General features: G+C 38.4%; 11 protein-coding genes and 2 pseudogenes. 9 read left to right on the top strand and 4 right to left on the bottom strand.

Translation table 11 applies throughout. The features are described from left to right. Positions 1–153 precede the first annotated feature (153 nt). Positions 154–2496 (top strand): cation-translocating P-type ATPase, encoded by a 2343-nt coding sequence (locus MAQA_RS06715; RefSeq protein ID WP_241463141.1) that lies wholly within the window; start codon positions 154–156, stop codon positions 2494–2496. Between the two features lie 262 nt (positions 2497–2758). On the opposite strand, the pseudogene MAQA_RS06720 reads toward MAQA_RS06715, so the two are convergent. Both MAQA_RS06720 and psiE read right to left on the bottom strand, forming a co-directional pair. After that, positions 2759–4718: pseudogene (locus MAQA_RS06720) on the bottom strand (fructose-1,6-bisphosphatase). A 168-nt stretch (positions 4719–4886) separates the two neighbouring features. Beyond that, positions 4887–5297 carry a phosphate-starvation-inducible protein PsiE gene (gene psiE / locus MAQA_RS06725; RefSeq protein ID WP_036072462.1) on the bottom strand — a complete coding sequence of 137 codons (411 nt, stop codon included), beginning with the start codon at positions 5295–5297 and terminating at the stop codon, positions 4887–4889. A 297-nt stretch (positions 5298–5594) separates the two neighbouring features. Here psiE and MAQA_RS06730 point away from each other — a divergent pair, with 297 nt between their 5' ends. Together MAQA_RS06730 and MAQA_RS06735 are read left to right on the top strand one after the other, a co-directional pair. Further along, positions 5595–7328: a pyruvate oxidase gene (locus tag MAQA_RS06730; RefSeq protein ID WP_036072464.1), complete on the top strand. Its 1734-nt coding sequence runs from the start codon at positions 5595–5597 to the stop codon at positions 7326–7328. A gap of 546 nt (positions 7329–7874) precedes the next feature. Then, a complete protein-coding gene (locus tag MAQA_RS06735; RefSeq protein WP_077913573.1) occupies positions 7875–10328 on the top strand; it encodes a SpaA isopeptide-forming pilin-related protein in 2454 nt (817 codons plus the stop codon). A gap of 50 nt (positions 10329–10378) precedes the next feature. Here the strand turns inward: MAQA_RS06735 and MAQA_RS06740 are convergent, their stop codons facing one another. Both MAQA_RS06740 and MAQA_RS06745 read right to left on the bottom strand, forming a co-directional pair. Beyond that, the gene (locus MAQA_RS06740) at positions 10379–10741 is read right to left on the bottom strand and encodes a LysR family transcriptional regulator substrate-binding protein (RefSeq protein WP_036072466.1); all 363 of its coding nucleotides are present in this window, start codon (positions 10739–10741) and stop codon (positions 10379–10381) included. Continuing rightward, a complete protein-coding gene (locus MAQA_RS06745) occupies positions 10698–11237 on the bottom strand; it encodes a LysR family transcriptional regulator (protein WP_052008512.1) in 540 nt (179 codons plus the stop codon). The genes MAQA_RS06740 and MAQA_RS06745 overlap by 44 nt, the downstream gene beginning before the upstream one ends. A 118-nt stretch (positions 11238–11355) precedes the next feature. Between MAQA_RS06745 and MAQA_RS06750 the strand changes: the two genes are divergently transcribed. The 6 genes and pseudogenes from MAQA_RS06750 (at position 11356) to MAQA_RS06775 (ending at position 19584) form a co-directional block, all read left to right on the top strand. Beyond that, positions 11356–12384: a DMT family transporter gene (locus MAQA_RS06750; protein ID WP_077913575.1), complete on the top strand. Its 1029-nt coding sequence runs from the start codon at positions 11356–11358 to the stop codon at positions 12382–12384. A gap of 89 nt (positions 12385–12473) precedes the next feature. Further along, a pseudogene (locus tag MAQA_RS06755) lies at positions 12474–15121 on the top strand (cation-translocating P-type ATPase). Positions 15122–15607: 486 nt separating this feature from the next. Continuing rightward, complete coding sequence (locus MAQA_RS06760) at positions 15608–15988, top strand: hypothetical protein (RefSeq protein ID WP_036072468.1); 381 nt, start codon at positions 15608–15610, stop codon at positions 15986–15988. Between the two features lie 223 nt (positions 15989–16211). Next, positions 16212–17597 carry an amino acid ABC transporter substrate-binding protein/permease gene (locus MAQA_RS06765; RefSeq protein ID WP_077913579.1) on the top strand — a complete coding sequence of 462 codons (1386 nt, stop codon included), beginning with the start codon at positions 16212–16214 and terminating at the stop codon, positions 17595–17597. Continuing rightward, on the top strand, positions 17594–18322 hold the full coding sequence (locus MAQA_RS06770) for an amino acid ABC transporter ATP-binding protein (protein ID WP_036072472.1): 729 nt from the start codon (positions 17594–17596) through the stop codon (positions 18320–18322). The genes MAQA_RS06765 and MAQA_RS06770 overlap by 4 nt, the downstream gene beginning before the upstream one ends. Positions 18323–18813: 491 nt before the next feature. Next, complete coding sequence (locus tag MAQA_RS06775; RefSeq protein WP_036072474.1) at positions 18814–19584, top strand: hypothetical protein; 771 nt, start codon at positions 18814–18816, stop codon at positions 19582–19584. The last annotated feature ends 53 nt before the right edge of the window (positions 19585–19637 follow it).

The raw sequence follows: 19637 nt of genomic DNA on the forward strand, positions 1-19637 counted from the left end.
AGGTCCCTTTTTGAGTTTTTAGATTCAAAGGGGGCTTTTTTGTTTCTTGCTAAAAAGATTTTGAATTTACGAGCAAAAAAGTTAGATTAGTGCGTAAGAATCTGCTATTTTTATATTAAAAGGGTATACACATACTAAAGGAAGTGCATGGATTTGGAAGAGAATAAACGAAAACCGATTGAAGGTCTAAATCCATATCTTGGTCTTACCCAGAAGGAAGTAGACGAACGCGATCGTCTTGGTTTGAAAAATCATGCATTAAAGCCGCTAACAAGAAGTATCAAGCGGATTTTTGCAGATAATACCCTAACGCTTTTTAATTTAATAAATTTTACGATCGCTTGTTTTATTATTTACACGGGAAGTTATAAAAATCTATTATTTCTCGGCGTTGCGCTTTGCAATACGGCGATGGGGATTTTTCAGGAGATACGTGCTAAGCGTCAAGTTGATAAGCTCACAATTTTGACAGAAGGTAAGGTACGAGTCGTTCGTGAGGGGAAAGAAATTGAAATTGAACAAGAAGAGCTTGTGCTGGATGATGTTATGCTCGTTCGGCGCGGAGATCAAGCTTATGCGGACGGCGTTGTTCTAGAGACAACGGGGCTTGAAGTCGATGAATCGCAACTTACTGGTGAAGCTGATGCTGTCATCAAAAAGCAAGGAGACGACGTGTTTTCTGGTAGCTTTATTTTAAGTGGAACGGCGCATGTTCAAGCAACTGCTATCGGTGCGGATAGTTTTGTTTCTAAGCTTTCCCTTGAAGTGAAGCAAGAAAAAACGGCTTATAGTGAGTTGCTTCGCTCGATTAAAATGATCATTCGTGTGCTGACTTTTGTCATTGTGCCACTTGGTGTGATCTTGTTTTTCTCGCAGTTTTCACAGTCTCAAGATATCAATGCTGCCATTTTAGGAACTGCGGCTGCAATGATTGGGATGATTCCAGAAGGGCTTGTGTTACTAACGTCAATTGCGCTTGCGGTTGGAGTTGTCAATCTGGCACGAAAGAAAGTGCTTGTCAAAACAATGCCCGCGATTGAAACACTTGCCCGGGTAGATGTTCTTTGTCTCGATAAAACGGGTACGATCACGAGTGGCAATCTGAAGGTATCAGAAATTTTGCCTGAAGAGGGATTTACGCAGGCGGATGTCGAAGAGGGGATTTCCGCTATTATTTATACGCTGCAAGATAAGAACTCGACGAGCCTTGCGCTTGAACGTAGTTTCACAGAAAATCCGGGTTGGGATGCAACCGCTCGTTTTCCATTTTCTTCGGATAAAAAGTGGAGCGGGGCTTCTTTTGGAAATCGTGGTACATATATCATTGGTGCGCCAGAATTTATCTTCGAAACTTTGCCGGCGGAAAAAAGGCAACAAATTGATGAATTTGCGAAATCAGGCTATCGCGTATTATCTTTAGCTAAAAAAGCAGGCGCTTTTGAAGATTCCACGCAAAGACTTGAGCTCGTTGGTTTAGTGCTTATAACGGATGAACTACGAGAAGAAGCTAAAGATACTTTCCGCTATTTTAAAGAGCAGGGAGTTTCTATTCGTGTTATCTCTGGAGATAATCCAGCTACAGTATCAAATGTTGCTCTTCAAGCAGAAATTGAAGGCAGCCATCGTTATATCGACATGAGTCAAATCGGTGCAAATCCAGATTATGAGCAACTTGTACAAGATTATGTTGTTTTTGGACGAGTGACACCCCATCAGAAAAAGCATTTAGTACAAGCTTTCCAAGCGGAAGGTCATACCGTTGCGATGACAGGAGATGGCGTGAATGACGTACTAGCCTTAAAAGAATCTAATTGTAGTATTGCAATGGCGGAAGGAAGCGATGCATCAAAAAGTGTGGCTGATTTCGTTTTGATCAATAATAATTTTGATTCTATGGTTAGTGTTTTAAAGGAAGGGCGCCGTGTGATTAATAATATTGAGCGAGTAGCTTCACTTTATCTAATCAAAACGATTTATTCTGTCATCTTGACAGTGATTTATACTTTTCTTTCGAGTCGTTATCCGTTTCAACCCATTCAGCTTAGTCCGATTTCTTCGCTAACTGTTGGAATTCCGTCTTTCTTCCTTGCTATCAAACCGAATTATAAACGGATTCAAGGAGAATTTTTAAAGAAGGTTCTCCACAATGCATTACCAGCTGCAATTTGTGTCGTAACCTATGTGCTTGTTATTAATGCGCTTGGAGGCCTAACAAAGCTAAGCTTTGCACAAACGTCCACTTTAAGTGTCTTGCTTACAGGAACGGTTTGTTTTACGACCTTAATTGCTGTTGCGAAACCCTTTGATTTTAAAATCAAAATTTTGATTACACTTTTAATGACTGCTTTTGTCATGTTGTTCTTATTTGCAGGTTCCATTTTCAATTTAGCTTCCTTGCTAAATGTCAATATGATCATGGTTTATGTGCCGCTCATTTTGAGTGTCTATCCGTTCTTCCATTTTATTCGAGCTTTTATGCTTCGATTCGTAAAATAAAACAACGAAAAAAATCACTCGGACGACTTTGTCCGAGTGATTTTTTCTGTGGTCTAAGATCTGTGGGAATCCTAGACTACGGGGATTTGTATACATAGATAATCTTTTCACGAGAATGAGAAATGACTAGCTACACATACTATTATAACGAATTTCTAAAAAGTTGCACCTGCAATTTCGAGCCTTTTTTTGAAGGAATGTCCATAAACAGCATAAACACTAATGTTACACAAATTGTGAACGTTTTATGACAATTTTGTGTTTATCTGTACTCATTTAGGTAACCTTTGAGGTAAGCGTTTAGCAGTTGTTTAAGTTCTTCTGCTTGGCGGATGAGTTCTTGTCCATTATCCGTATCTCGGACACGCTTTCGTTCAATTTCCGTTTCAATGACTTGGCGCGTAGATAAAATATCTGTTTCGTTTTTGATAGCTTCTTCAGTTGATGTAAATGGCTGATGGCTGGCTAATTGAAGTCCATAGCTGTTAAAAAGTAGCGTGTAACCTGCAAGTCCAGTCGTTTTATGGTAAGAAGGAGAGAAGCCTCCGTCAATAACGAGCATTTTCCCATTTGCTTTAATTGGACTTTCGCCCTTTCCTTCTTTAACTGGGGTATGTCCATTTATAATATGTCCGCAAGTATCTAGCCCGAATTCTTTTAAAATCATGTCACAAGTTTCTGGGTTGTTACGCAAGTTATAATATGGATTTTTTTTCTTCATGATGGGTCTTTTTATCGGCAACAAAATAACGTTCAAAGGTTGTCATTTCGCTTTTGCCAAATAATGAAGAGACAGGACCAGTCCACAAATACCAAGTGATATCGAGTGCATATTCCTTCTCCTTTGTTCCAGCATTCCGAAAATATCCTTCTCGCGCAATTTGCTCAAATTGAACGAATAATTCTTTTCCAGCATATTTTTTGCCATGGAGTTCAAGTTCCATGAAACTTCCGTCTGGATTAAGTGGGATGCAGCCGTGGTAAAGTAAATTGCCGTTATAAGTCAAAAACATGCTTCCCTTCGAATACAAAAATAAAATGTGTTTTTGCAATCGCTCACAATTTTTGAATGAAGCGACAAGTTTCTGGATAATTTCAACTTCCTCTTTTGTAAGTGCGTAAGGGTTTTTAGGATCGATAGTTGGAAAATTCGTGTCAAGAAGAGGGTAAACAGTCCCTTTTAAACGGATTTCACCACGTTCATAGTCGATAAAGTCGAGTACTTTGCGTCCCTTCATGGTAAATTCTGGATGACGGTCAATAACTTGGCCTTCAAGCTTGAATTGAATGATAGAAATCGCTTTGTGCATGCGTGCGATTTGAGTGATTTCGGCGTTACTATAGACTAAACCATCTTCGTTTTTAGGTTGGAAAAACGTGCAAGGATCATCTCCGTAAACTGAATCTGCAAATAGGGCAAGTGGGCGAAGGGAGATTCCATAACTATCCTCTAAAATATCTAAATTCAAATAGCGAGCCGAGATGCGAACGACATTTGCAAGACAAACTTCTGATCCAGCTGCAGCCCCCATCCAGAGCATATCATGGTTACCCCACTGAAAATCAAGTGAGTGGTAATTCATCAGGGTATCCATAATTTTATCCGGGTAAGGGCCCCTATCATAAACATCACCGACAACATGCAAATGATCAACAACGAGTCGTTGAATCAATTTGGATAATGCCGCAATAAATTCTTTTGCTCGGTCCAGTTCAATAATGCTTTCTAGAATTTCTTCATAGTAAAGTTTTTTATCATCTTCATTGTAGTTTTCGTGTAACAGTTCTTCCAGTATGTAAGCAAAATCTTCAGGCATAGCTTTGCGCACTTTAGACCGCGTATATTTGGAAGACACATACTGGCAAAGTTCCACCAACCGAAATAATGTATCTTTATAAAAAGCGCAAGAATCTGGAACGTCCCTTAACAGTAAATCAATTTTTTGTTCTGGATAGTAAATCAAGGTTGCCAAAGTATTAATTTCGTCGTCGCTCATTTCCTCGCTAAAGCAGTCACGGATTTTGCGTTTGACGACACCTGAACCATTTCGCAAAACTTGTTCAAAGGCACTATATTCACCATGAATGTCACTTAAAAAGTGTTCCGTTCCTTTCGGAAGATTTAAAATGGCTTCTAAATTTGTGATTTCAGTCGCTGTTTTAGCGATTGTTGGATAATTCCTTGCGAGCAAACGCAAATATTTAAATTCATTTTGATCCAAACCTCGTCAACCCCTTATGAAAATTGGTATTGTTTATTAATGGGGTTATTATAACTTACAAATCAATTTATATCAATGAAATTAAACTTTTTTAAAAAAATAATTGGTCTATACAAAAAAGGAGCCGTAATTTAGACTTCTTAAAAGTCATTTGCTCCTTTAAATCATTTATTCGCGTTTTAATAATTTGGTATTTGCAAGGTATAAAGCCAGCACAAGAAGTAAAATAGCGCCAGAAAGAATAAGCGTAGCAAGCGCATCTGAATGATCGACAATAATTAAGCGAACGATCGCTGTGATCCCGATGTATATGAAGTAACGCAAGGGGAAATGATAACCGGATTGAAAATATTTGATAATCAGGGCAATGAATTCAAAGTAAAGAAAGAAAATCAAAATTTCTTCAGTCATGTCATAAAAAGAAGTAACTGTATCAGTGATAAACAGGTTATTAAAGATCATAAATGCTTCGCGAATCAAAAAGGCAACTAGTGTCAAGCCGACTAAAATTAATCCGATATTTAAAATGAACTGGAGAAGCAGTGGAACAATTCGTGTGAGTTTATTCAGTAACTTCAATGGAAATCCTCCTTAGTAATGTGCCTAACTTTAGTCTAATTGGCAATGCTTTGTTCCGTCAAGCGCGAAAAGAGAGGATAACAAAATAGGTTTATATTGGAACGAAATATTTTTAGTCATTTTGATTAATACAAAGGGGAAATGCTTTTCTATTCTTTGATGTCGTATAATTTAGAACGATCTATAAAAAAGTTTATCTAAAATGGATTTTTTTTTATTTTTTTAGGTTTGGAATAGACCATTTATGGAAACTGATTAAGAGTAGCAGAATTTTGATAACGAGAAAGGACAGTTGAAATGAAAACTAGAGGCAGTGATGTATTAGTAAAGGTACTTAAAAATTGGGATGTGGATCATGTCTATGGTCTCCCTGGGGATTCAATTGACACGGTTGTCGAGGCACTTCGAAAGGAAAAAGAAGCGATTGATTTTATCCATGTACGGCATGAAGAAGTGGCAACACTTGCCGCTTCCGCTTATACAAAATTAACAGGTAAAATTGGTGTAGCACTTGCAATCGGAGGACCAGGCGCGATTCATTTACTAAATGGGATGTATGATGCGAAGATGGACCGAGTACCAATGCTTGTGCTCGCAGGGCAAGTGGTAACGGATGTTGCGAATACAAAATTTTTCCAAGAAGTGGATTTACCAACTTTATTTGAAGATGTTGCTGTATATAATAAATTAATTGAATCAGCAGATAATATTGCAGAAGTGGTGGATCAAGCTATTGAAACAGCTTACCGAGAAAAAGGTGTAGCAGTCCTTACGATTCCAAATGATATTTTGGCGGAACAAGTTAAAGAAAAACCGCTTAAAAAGCGAGAGTATCAACCAGTTCGCCCACAAATTGATGAAGCGAAAATCATGCAGGCTAAAAAGCTAATTGAGCAGTCAAAAAAACCTGTTATTCTTGCAGGAGCTGGGACACTTGGTGCAAAGGAAGAGTTAGAGCACTTTTCTGAAGCCTTTGATATTCCAGTAATCGTGACGTTACGCGGGCGTGGTGTGATTTCTGATGAACATCCAAACTATTTGGGGAACATTGGTAAGATTGGAACGAAGCCAGCATACGAGGCGATGCAGGAAGCTGATTTGTTACTTATGCTTGGAAACGATTATCCTTATGTCGATTATTTACCTAAACATTCCATTTCATGTATCCAAGTAGATATTAACCCAAGTATTATGAGCAAACGTTACCCAGCTACAGTTGAAATTGTTGGGGATATGAAAGAAGTACTCATGAAATGGAATGAAAATGAAACGAGAAACACGGAATCGGAACGACCATTTTTAAAAGCGGTTCAGCACAATATGGAAAACTGGAACAAATGGATGGCAGAAGATGAAGCAAAAACAGAAGAGCCACTTGCTCCAGAAGCAGTCATGGCAGAAATTCGCAAAATTTCTGAGCCTGATACAATCTTCTCGATTGATGTTGGAACATCAACGGTTTGGAGTACGCGTTATCTACATTTGGGACAGCAAAATGAATTTCTAACCTCAGCGTGGCTTGGTACAATGGGATGCGCACTTCCAGGGGCGATTGCTGCTAAACGAGCTTTTCCAGAAAGACAAACCATTGCTATAACAGGAGATGGTGGTTTTTCGATGGTGATGCAAGATTTTGTCACCGCAGTTCACTATAAGATGCCGATGGTTGTTGTCCTACTTAACAATCAGGAACTTTCATTTATTAAGTATGAACAGCAGTCAGCAGGTGAATTAAATTATGCCATCGATTTACCGAATATTGATTATGCTGCTTTTGCGAAAGCATGTGGAGGCAGTGGTTACCATGTAGAAACACGGGCAGAACTTGAAACTGCACTCGCAACAGCAAAAGACGAACAAGTTCCTGTTTTAATTGATGTACATGTTGATCCAGACGCAGCCCCTCTTCCTGGGAAAATTGTTTGGGATGAAGCAAAAGGCTATCTCTCTTTTGAAACCGGAGAACTGCTTGAAGAACACCGCTTAGCTAAAATGCCACCATTAAAAACTATTTTGCGGCGTTTTTTATAAACTTTATCAAATAAGTTCTCCCTGTTTGTTTTGAGAACTTCATATTAAAATTACAAGAGAGTGATTTGTAGAGAAATCTGAAGAAGAAACAGAAAGCTGAATTTAGTTTAGAAAAAGTGAATGGAGATTAGGGAATCAGGCACTAGTTAAATAATTAGAAAAGCGTAACGAGTTTTTAAGAGCGTTACGCTTTTTTATGGACTTCAAATGAAAGATTTAGATACGAGAATTTTAAAATAAACTTCGCAAACAAAAAAATATTTCTGTTAATTCTGTCTTTTTTGTTCATTTAATCCAATTCTTTCATAAATAATTAATCGTTTAATTGTTTGTAATCATAGTTTTGTCAAAAAAAGAGATCACAAATCCAAAAAAATGGCGTGCTCTAATCCGCTGCTATGTTATAGTTTTTAAGTAAAAAATACTTTTTACAGGGTTTGCTTTGTCAAATTTAAAACGTTTTGACTGGAAAAAATGGCGTTTTAGAAAACGATGAGGTCAATTTTTAAAATTAAATACGAATATGCAGATGAATGGAGTGTTTTTATGAAAAAATTTGGGATTTTAATCTTAATTTTGGTTTTACTTGTACCAGTGGGATTGTCACAAGTTCATGCCGATATGTCGGGAGATTCAAGAGAAATTAGTAGCAGTATTAATGTAAACCCAAACCCAATAGAGGGGAGAAACAATGTAGCAGTAAACGTTAATATCAAGGGAAGTGCAGGAGATTTTGCTGAATCAAATGGTGAAGCCGTCATTACGATTCCGAAAAAAACAGTTGCATCTTCAGGTGAACTTAAGCCAGATAACGTACTGGTTCCTAGTCCGTTCGTATATGATAGAACGGTGCAAGATGAGAATGGGGACTATCAAATCATTGTCAAGTTAGATCCAAATGAAGTAGATGAAAATGAAGCTATTAATACCAACATTACGATCAATTATTCATCGCCTCTTTTCCAAGAAGATAGTACGGAAACATTTAAGGTTGAATATGCTGGAACGAGCGATAGCCAGGATGTAAAAGTGATAGGGAGCGGTGGATCTCCAAATGCTATTTTTTATAAATGGTATCAATATTCGATAGATGATTCTAGAGATGTTGGTTTGCTTGACGTGAATGAACCGGCTAAAAACCGATTTGTACTAGCCGTGAATTATTCAGAGTTGGATTTAAAAAATGTTGTAGTCACAGATACAATTCCTGCTGATACGGAATTGACTTATCCGAACACATTTGCAGGTGCTGGTGGCGACACAATGGTTGTAGATAACATTCGAATTTTAAAGGTAAATGGCTTTGATGATAATCATTTACCAACCGGTTTTACTTATGTAACCGATCAATTTACAGATAAAATTTCTTATGATTCACAATCGAAAACGATGCGTGTTGACTTTGGAGATATCGCAAGTGATGAATCATATCTTGTCGAGTATGCACTAGAAGCTCAAAATCTAGATATGGGAACACAAATGAACGTGGGTAATTTGACGGCTGATGGCTACGATGTAACGAAAGAATTTCCAGTTAAGCCATTATTAACCTCAGATAGCAGTTTCTCGCTTAAGAAAAGTGTTAATAAGCCTAAAATTAATATCGGCGAACATCATTTAGAATATACTTTGGATTTTAGTGTGAAATCTGGAGCTAGTATCCCTGTAGGAATCACAATTACGGACCCGCTTCCAGATAAGATGAAAATTGATAAAATAACAAATATTGATCAGGACTATTTCGATTATACGGTTTCTGAAGATGGCAAGCTATTGACGCTTGTGACTAAAAAGGAAATTTCAAAAGATACGCCACAAAAAGTTTCATTTTTAGTCGAGATTGATGAATCTTTGCAAGTCGGAGATCAATTTACAAATGTGGGGATTTTACACATCAATGGTTCTGATTTAAACACAAATTCAGCAACAACAGTGGTTTATGATGGACGGGTACAAATTATTAAAGTAGATGAAGAGACTGGAGAACGCCTTCCAGGTGCGACTTTTGATATTCTCGATGATGAAGGGAATGTAGTCTTTACAGGGAAGACAGATGAAAATGGCGAGCTGATGAGTATCCCAATGGAGATTGGAAACTATCAAATTGTTGAAACAGCCGCTCCAGATGGTTATCAAGTGAGTGATCAAAAACATGGATTTACAGTTACTGGTGATGAAAAAGAACCGATTGTTGTTACGATTGATAACCAGTTACAACCAGGTAGCGTAACTCTAATTAAAACAGATCAAGCAGATGATAGTAAGCGGCTAGAAGGAGCAGAATTTAGTCTGCTTGATGAAAAAGGTCAAGTCCTGCAAGAAAAATTAACGACAAATGCAGAAGGAGAAATCACTGTAGATCAGTTGAAGCCAGGAAAATATACTTTTGTTGAAACAAAAGCTCCAGCAGGCTATTTACTAGACAAGTCTCCGATTGAATTTACAATTGAAAAAGGACAAAAAGAGACGCTTCAATTAAACGTTAAAAATCAAAAAGATGTAGGTGCTGTTAAACTGACAAAAGTGGACAGTAAGGACCATGATAAGAAACTAGCCGACGCAGAGTTTAAATTAATTAAGACATCTACAGGTGAGGAACTTGAAACTGCACTAGTAACAGATGAAAATGGGGAGATCACATTAACTGATTTAGCTCCAGGGGACTATGCGTTTATTGAAACGAAAGCACCGACAGGCTTTGAACTCGATGAGACAGCACTTCCATTCACTATTCAAAGTGGACAAAAGGAAGTTGTTGAAGTAATGAAAGAAAATGTTAAGCAAACAGATCCTGATGAAGGAACTGATGGAGATAATGGTAAAGACAAGGACAAAGATAAAGGAACTGCTGGAGGAAATACAGGCGGGGGATCAAATGATAAAGATCCTAAACCAGGTGAGCAGAATAAGTTGCCAAGCACTGGAGATAAAACAAATACCTTTACTTTAATACTAGGACTCCTATTTATTGCAGGAACAAGCTTACAATTTAAAAAATAAATTAAATTAAAACAATAAATCAGGTGTGTCCTCAGAAGGACACACCTGATTTATTTTATATTTTGCAAGAAAGTTAAAAATCGTTTAGAAGCATCTGTTAAGAAGCTTTGATTTTTGTAGATGGCATATACCGTTCGTTCAAGTGGGATTGGGTAAGTGTAAACGCTCGCAAGAGAGCTTGCGACCGATTCTGGGACAATCGCAATACCAAGATTCGCTTCAACAAGTCCAAGAATACTTGCGATCTCTAATCCATCGATAGAAGATGAAAGAACAAGTCCATTTTGTAGTAAAAACTGGTCGATAAGTCCTCTCGTTGGGGTTCCGCGATTAAAATGAAAAAAAGTTGCATTCGTTATATCAGTTAACTTAAAAGTCTTTTTTTTGCGTATAGTCCTTTGAAAATAGAACAACCATGTTTTCGGTTGCTACTGGAAAACTTGAGAAAGCAGGGTCCTGTGGTTTTGTCACTGCTAGCCCAATATCAAGTTCTCCACTTTGAACCTGCTCTAATAGTTCATCAGTTCGCGATTCGTGAAAATGAAATTGATTTTTAGGATACAAATTTCGAAAGGCTTTTAGGCACCGGGGAACGAAGGAAAAACCGAGTGTATGCGTAAAGCCAAGTGTAATTATACCTGAATCGGGATCGAGTAATGTTTGGATTTCCTTTTTTGAACTTGCAAGTGTCTCGGTTAGTTTTAAAGCATCTTGATAAAATCGTTTACCGAATTGATTGAGCTGAATTCCTCGCCCGTCACGATCAAAAAGTGGAAAACCTAGCTCCTTTTCGAGATTTTGGATAGCTCGACTGAGTGCAGATTGAGATAAAGCGAGTTTTTCAGAAGCAAGCGTCAAATGCTCACATTCAGCTGTAACAATGAAATAATGCAATTGATTGAAATCCATCTTTAAACACCACCTATGCGAAAAATGCATGAATTTATTCTAATTAATGATTTGTTTGCAAGTTAAATCGAGTATACAATAAAAGAATAGACTTTGAAATAAAGAGGCATCGAATTTTATGAAAAAAGGTTATCTTTACATTATTTTAGCCACTTTTTTATTTAGCACAATGGAAATTGCCATCAAACTTTCAGGTAGCACCTTTCATCCAATCGAACTTAACTTTTTGCGTTTTTTCATCGGGGGCTTAATTTTACTTCCGCTAGCCGTGAACAGATGGCGCAAAGAAAAACGAAACTTCGGCTGGCAGGAACTGGGCTTTTTTGCATTAACTGGATTTTTCTGCATTGTAATTAGCATGACCTTTTTCCAATTAGCGATTGGTTATACAAAAGCAGCTACGGTTGCTATTTTATTTAGTTTAAATCCCGTTTTTGTATTGCTTTTTGCGGCGATTTTCTTAAAAGAAAAAATGACGAAACTTGTTGCCTTGTCACTTGCTATTAGTTTAGCAGGCATGCTGATCATCATTAACCCGTTTTCGTTAACGGATCCAGTTGGCATCACGCTTTCTATTCTTGCAGCGATTTTCTTTGCTATTTATAGCGTAATTAGCCGCTATGGAACAAAGAAATGGCGTTATGGCGGAATTGAAACAACTTGTTTTTCCTTTCTAATTGGTGGAGTAGAACTTTTGCTACTAATGCTCATCAGTCATATTACTCCTTTTGCTACGTTTCTTGCGACTCACGGGCTTGCCCTTTTCAGTGAAATTCCGTTTTTCTCAGGCGTTTCCTTAACAAGTTTACCGATGTTGCTATATTTAGGTGTTGGCGTTACGGGTATTGGCTTTTCGTGTTATTTTCTTGCGATGGAGGAGACGAGTTTATCACTTGCTTCGCTTGTATTTTTCATCAAACCTGCACTCGCACCGATTCTTGCGCTTTTTATTCTTGGCGAAGCCATTCCACTAGAAACGGCTATCGGCATTCTAGTACTTTTGCTCGGGTCCCTCATCACCTTTATTTCGAACCGCGAAGTGCCGAAAATTATAGCTGAAAAAGAAAAAAAATCCACCTCACCGTTCTTGAAAAAGAGCGGTTTTATTTTGCAAGAAATGGGGGAAAGGATTGTTAAGATTTTGTAAAACTTGTGAACTATGTTAGTTTCTACACACATAAATTTGATATACTTTTGATAAAGAGGAACGAGCTAGGGAAGGAGCTGTCTGTTTTTTTGGAATATTATAAGCAGTCATCATCAGAGGTTTTGAAGCAAACAAACACAAGTGAAAAGGGGCTAACTCACTCAGAAGCGAAAGAACGCCTTGAAAAATATGGTTATAACGAATTAAAGCAAAACAAAAAAAGTGCCGGTATGGCAGTTATTCCTAGAAACCTTCAAAGATCCAATGGTCATCGTACTCGTAATTGCAGCGCTTGTACAACTAGCACTTGGTGAAGTCATTGAATCGCTCATCATTTTTATAGTTTTAATCGTGAACGCAATAATCAGTGTTGTCCAAACGAAAAAAGCGGAAAGTTCGCTTGATGCTTTGCGAGAAATGTCAGCTCCTGAAGCAAAAGTTTTGCGCGATGGAGAAAAAGAGACGATTCATGCTCGCGAATTAGTGCCGGGGGATATTGTTTTGCTGGATGCAGGAGATTATGTGCCGGCGGACGGACGCTTGATCGAAAGTAGCTCGTTAAAAGTCGACGAAGGGATGTTAACGGGTGAATCAGAAACTGTTCAAAAGTCGATTGAACCCATCCAAGAAGATGCCGCGCTTGGCGACCGAGTGAATATGGTTTTCAGCAGCTCACTCGTTGCGTATGGTCGTGGAACCTTTGTCGTTACAGCGACCGCTGGGGATTCAGAAATTGGAAAAATCGCTGGCTTACTAGAAAACGCTGAAGCGAAGCAAACCCCATTACAACAAAAACTCGAAAGCTTTAGCAAGAAACTAGGGATCGCCATTCTCGCACTTTGTATTCTCATCTTTGCAGTCGAAGCGGGACGAATCTTTTTTGGAACGAGCGCAGAAACAGATACAACACAGGCCATTTTAAATGCCTTCATGTTCGCAGTTGCTGTCGCTGTAGCAGCGATTCCTGAGGCTTTGTCATCGATAGTTACAATTGTTCTTTCCGTAGGGACCAATAAAATGGCCAAACGCCATGCAATCATCCGTAAACTCCCTGCCGTTGAAACATTAGGATCAACAAGTGTGATTTGTACTGACAAAACAGGAACGCTTACACAAAATAAAATGACTGTCGTCGATTATTATTTACCAAGTGGCACAAAAGAGAGCTTTCCAGACGATCCAAAAACTTGGGAAGAAGCAGAGCGCCGCTTGATGAACATTGCTGTCCTTTGTAACGATTCATCAATCGGAGAAGATGGAAAGGAACTGGGGGATCCGACTGAAACAGCCCTCCTTGCTTTTAGTAGCGCGAGTAATCAAGATCCGAGTGCGCTTCGGAAAATGTATCCACGCATCGCAGAACTCCCATTTGATTCGGATCGTAAATTAATGTCTACGATGCATCTTTTCGGCGGCGAGAACGTCATGCTCACAAAAGGTGGGCCGGATGTCATGTTTAGCCGGGCGAAGTTCCTTTATCTGAATGGAGAAGAGGCCCCGCTGACGGCTGAACGTTTGGCAGAGCTAGAAGAAACCAATGAAAATTTTTCAAAAGAAGCCCTGCGTGTTCTTGCTTATGGGTATAAACGAATGCCAGCGGATAAAACTACTCTTTCGCATGATGCTGAACAGGATCTTGTTTTAGTTGGACTCACTGCCATGATTGATCCGCCGCGCGATGCGGTTTACGCTTCTATTGAAGAAGCAAAAAAAAGCGGGTATCCACACTGTTATGATTACTGGCGACCACAAAACGACAGCCGAAGCGATTGGACGTAATATTGGACTCGTAGAAGAAGGAGATTTTGCAGTAACAGGGCAGGAACTGGACCGAATGAGCGAAAAGGAGCTTGAAGAAAAGCTCGACCATATTACAGTTTACGCACGTGTCTCACCAGAAAATAAAATTCGTATCGTACGAGCTTGGCAGAAAAAAGAAAAAGTAACCGCGATGACAGGAGATGGCGTAAATGACGCACCGGCACTCAAACAAGCAGATATTGGAATTGCGATGGGAAGTGGAACCGATGTAGCTAAAGACGCTTCTGCAATGATTTTAACCGACGATAATTTTGTCTCTATCATCAGCGCTGTCGAAGTTGGACGAACTGTTTTCGATAATATCAAAAAAGCCATTGGTTACCTTTTTGCAGGAAACCTCGGAGCGATTATTGCCATTTTGTTTGCCCTTGTGATGAACTGGGTGAACCCTTTTACTGCATTGCAACTACTCTTTATTAACCTCGTAAACGATTCCTTGCCGGCTATTGCACTTGGAATGGAAAAAGCAGAGCCTGATGTCATGAAGCGCAAACCAAGAGATATGAACGAAGGGATTTTCGCTGGCGGTACTATGCGTGCAGTGCTTTCACGCGGCATTTTAATTGGTGTTGCTGTTATCATCTCGCAATTTATCGGTCTGACTATCAGTCCAGAAATCAGTGTAGCAATGGCTTTTACAACGCTGATTCTCGCGAGAACCTTGCAAACTTTTGCGGCTCGTTCGAATACGCAAACGGCATTTGGTGCAGGCTTTTTCCAAAATAAATACGTGATCGGCGCTGTTGGACTTTGCTTTCTCTTATATATCATCACGGTTTTACCAGGTGTTCGAGAAGTATTCTCGATCCCAGCAAGCTTTGGTCTTACGGAGTGGGGGATTGCCACATCTCTTGCTGTCGGGGCAGTTCTCTTGATGGAAGTTGTAAAACTAATCAGCAATCGAATGGCAAAGTAAGTAAAAAAGAGCTTTGTAACGTAACAAGATAAGAAGTAAACATTCTGTTTTTAAGAATGTTTACTTCTTTTTTGCTAAGAAAATCAATCAGTGAGAAATATTGGAGATAAATAGCTCAATTGTAATGATGTTTAGCAAAACTGCTTTTAGTATTAATAGATTCATTTTTAAATGAAAATCAAGTACTAAAAAGTTTACCTCTAATATTACTCCTATAGTGATTCCATTATTTTGAACCATTCTTTGTAAAGGACTTGGATCTCTTTAGAAGAGGTTGATATTAGCTCTCGGGCTAGATGAGGATTTTACTAACTTAGAAAATAAAATTTAACTCTGTCTAGTCATTTATCGTGTGAAAACAATCTTTCATGTGTTTATTTTGTGAAATCTTCAGAAACATTCACTGGATTGTCACATTTTTTACAGTTGTTTAGTGGTAGAATAATAAATAGAAAGATAAGAATATAATGCATGGAGGAATTTGAGATGAACAACCAAGATCAAAACTTGGAGAAACAATTGATGGAACTTGGAAAAGAAGAAAAAAAATTAAAAGAGGAACTGAATACATTGAACTGGGAATTCGATCAATTTAGTTCGTTGCAAGAAATGCTTTCGGATAGTGAGTTTAGTTCAACATCTATTCTGTTTGGAGAAACTTTCAAGGCACCACGCACCCAAATTTTAGCAAGCCGAATTGATGAGATTTATAAAAATCAACAAACTGATTCGACAGAACAAACAGAGAAATATTTAAATACTTTTTTTGGACAACTAACGGCGGAACAGGCCTTAGTTAGCAAGCGTCTGCTTCATGTTCAAGCAGAGAAGGAACAAATCCAAAATCAGTCTATCAATCCACGGTAGCCAAGCGCAGGCGATAAGCTCAACTTGGAAAATACCTTCTTGCAGTTGCTTCGGCAGCTGTTTTTTTGTGTGTTATAAAACTTATCATAAATAATTATGGTCAATAATCTTCCCTTATGGTAAAATTTTAAAGTGAAGTTTTGCATGCATGTGCAGACGGCAATTTTTTAGATAGACAGGGGAGAAAACAGTGAAGCGATTGAAATTTTTACTACCGCTACTTATGCTTGCTACTGTTCTGCTTGGAAGCTTTGGACTTCCAGTGAAAGCAAATGCTGAGCATTATGAAATTGCAACAGACGAGACGTTTGCGCCGTTTGAGTTTCAAAACAGCAAAGGCGATCTAATCGGCATTGACATGGATATTGTAAAGGCGATCTCAAAAGACCAGGGCTTTACATATACGATGAAACCAATGGGCTTCAATGCAGCTGTTCAGGCGCTTGAAGGTGGTCAAGTAGATGGCGTGATTGCGGGAATGAGCATCACAGATGAACGCAAAAATAAATTTGATTTCTCGGACCCATATTTTGATTCTGGCGTCGTCATGGCTATTAAAAAGGATAACGATACCGTTAAATCTTATAAGGATTTGAAAGGGAAAAAAGTTGCTGTAAAAACAGGGACAGAAGGTTATGCCTTCGCAGATAAAAATAAAGATAAGTATGGTTACACGCTTGTTCCATTTGATGACTCTGCCAGCATGTATGAAGATGTAAAAGGTGGAAATTCTATTGCTTGCTTCGATGACTATCCTGTTATGGCTTACGGTGTGAAGCAAGGGAACGGTCTTAAAATTGTGACAGATATGGAGCGCGGTGGTCAGTACGGCTTTGCGGTTCAAAAAGGTCAAAATAAAGAATTACTCGAAGCTTTTAATAAAGGGCTCGTTAATATTAAAAATAGTGGTGAATATCAAAAAATCTTAGATAAATATATTGGTTCGGATGCTGAACCAGATACGTTCTGGGACACGCTTGTCAGTAGCTTCCCTGCACTTTTGAAGGGACTTTGGAATACGATTCAATTAACCGTGATTTCACTCGTGTTTGCGGCTCTTCTTGGTCTTGTTTTCGGTTTCCTTAAAGTGAGTCGTAGTAAACTTTTACGTGGAATTGCAACAGTTTATGTAGATGTTTTTCGCGGGATTCCGCTAATTGTTTTAGCATTCTTCATTTACTTCGGCATTCCGCAAGCGTTTAATTTCCGAATGGATCCAAACATTGCTGCGGTTATTACGTTAAGTTTAAATGCGGGAGCGTACATTACGGAAATCATCCGCGGAGGGATTCTTGCGATTGATAAAGGACAAATGGAAGCAGCGCGCTCGCTTGGGGTTCCGTATGGCAAATCGATGATGAAAATCATCTTACCACAAGCCGTTCGTGTCATGGTACCTTCTTTCATTAACCAGTTCGTCATTACACTGAAAGATACTTCGATTATGAGCATTATCGGAATCGTTGAACTTACGCAATCCGGGAAAATCATCATCGCGCGTACCTTCGAAACATCAGGTATTTGGCTAGTTGTTGCGATCATGTATCTTGTCGTGATCACTGCGCTTACGAAACTTTCAAATGTGCTTGAAAGGAGACTCGGCAAATGACAAAACTAAAAGTAACGAACCTCAAGAAAAACTTTGGAACAAACGAAGTTTTAAAAGATATCAATGTTGAAGTGGAAGAGGGCGAAGTTGTCTGCTTAATCGGTCCTTCTGGTTCAGGGAAAAGTACTTTTCTGCGCTGTTTAAATCAGCTTGAAGAAATCACTGCGGGCGAAGTTATCGTTGATGATTACCATTTGACAGATAAAGGAACAGATATTAACAAGGTGCGGGAAAATATCGGAATGGTCTTTCAACATTTTAATCTCTTTCCGCATAAAACGGTGCTTGAGAATATTACGTTTGCGCCTGTTGAATTGAAAAAACGTTCCAAGGTAGAGGCAAATGAACTTGGAAAGAAACTTCTTGAGCGAGTGGGCTTGAGTGAAAAAGCCGCGAGCTATCCAAGTGAACTTTCAGGTGGTCAAAAGCAACGGGTAGCGATTGCGCGTGCGCTTGCGATGGATCCGGATATTATGCTGTTTGATGAACCTACTTCTGCACTTGATCCAGAAATGGTCGGAGAAGTTTTAAACGTTATGAAGGAACTCGCAAGAGATGGCATGACTATGATCGTTGTGACACATGAAATGGGCTTTGCCCGTGAAGTAGGCAATCGCGTTATTTTCATGGACGGGGGTTATATTATTGAAGAAGGTTCACCAGAAGCCATTTTTGATCATCCCACCCATGAACGAACAAAAAGTTTCTTAGATAAAGTTTTATAGGTTTGAAACCTGCTTTTTTCGGGAAATTCCTGAAAAGGCAGGTTTTTTCTATAATGAATAAAATTGTAAAAAAAAGCTATTTTTATCGCCTTTTTTGTGTTAGAGTAGACATAGAGAAAGAAAACGCTTAAAAAAAATGAATGAAACCATTTTCTGGAAACGGAGTGATTGAGAAGATGAAAAAAGAACCGAAAAAGATGGATAAGGTTGTTCAAAATCTCAAATCGAAAGGAATTAGCGTTGAAAAAAACAAAATCCCGTAAAGAATTGTGGCAAACGATACAAGTAACACCATTTGTGAAAGTCGAGTTCAGTTTGCGATAATAAGTTTTTTTCATGGCCTTGGAAGATTCCTTCCAAGGCTCTTTTTTTTACTGTCATCAGAAAGTAATTTAGTTTTGATTTTATTGTTATACAAAAGCCATCAAAATAGTGTATGATAAGCTATAGAGAGGTAAAGCGAAAATTGTGAGAAGAATGAGGCAGAGTTGATGAAAAAAGAACTTTCAAATCAAAAGTCAATTTACATTCATATGGATAATGTCATTAATAATGTCGTAACAAGTGGCATTACTTTTTGTGATTTTATGCAGGTAGTTCCTGCGCCACCTGAAAATATTTTGCTCATCAAGCATCACTTTAAAGATACTTCATATAATGCGCATACTGCTTTTCACTACCTAGAATCAAATGATTTGAAGCAGTTAAAACAAGCGCCACTTATTAAATTCAATAATTTTTGCTGGGTTGATTTTGAAGACATTGAACTTGTCAATCAATTATCCCCGCAAGAAGTAGCAGAGTTGCTATATTTGGCACATACAGGAAGACATTTACGATCACCGTTTTACTATAAACTACAAAACAATTTTGTATATTTAACCAAAAAAGATGGAAGATACAATAAGGTTTATTATCGAAATATGAATCATTTTTACGTAGTTTTAAGTCAAGCCATCACGCGAAAAACGGAAGAAATCGTTCATGAGAAAAGCTTTTTGATGCCCAATAGACGAAAAGGCGTTGCGTTACCGCCGAGTGACTTATTAAAGAAAATGATGAAATATTTTAAAGAGGGTGCTTGCATTTCGTTTGCGCACGCAGAAAAATCACGTACACAACTTCGGGTTCCAGTCGGGATTGAGTTCGATGAAGATTTGTCGGAACTTGAGGATTCTCCAGAAGAACTGGTTTATAATGAAGTAGTGGCTGAACTCGTTTACGATTTAAGACGGAGCGAGTGGGATTATATTGAAAAGTAGCTCGAATTTGAGTTTTTACTTATAAAAGAGCCTATGCAAATCAATGAAAACTT

Source organism: Listeria aquatica FSL S10-1188 (genome assembly GCF_000525795.1).
Classification (GTDB): domain Bacteria; phylum Bacillota; class Bacilli; order Lactobacillales; family Listeriaceae; genus Listeria; species Listeria aquatica.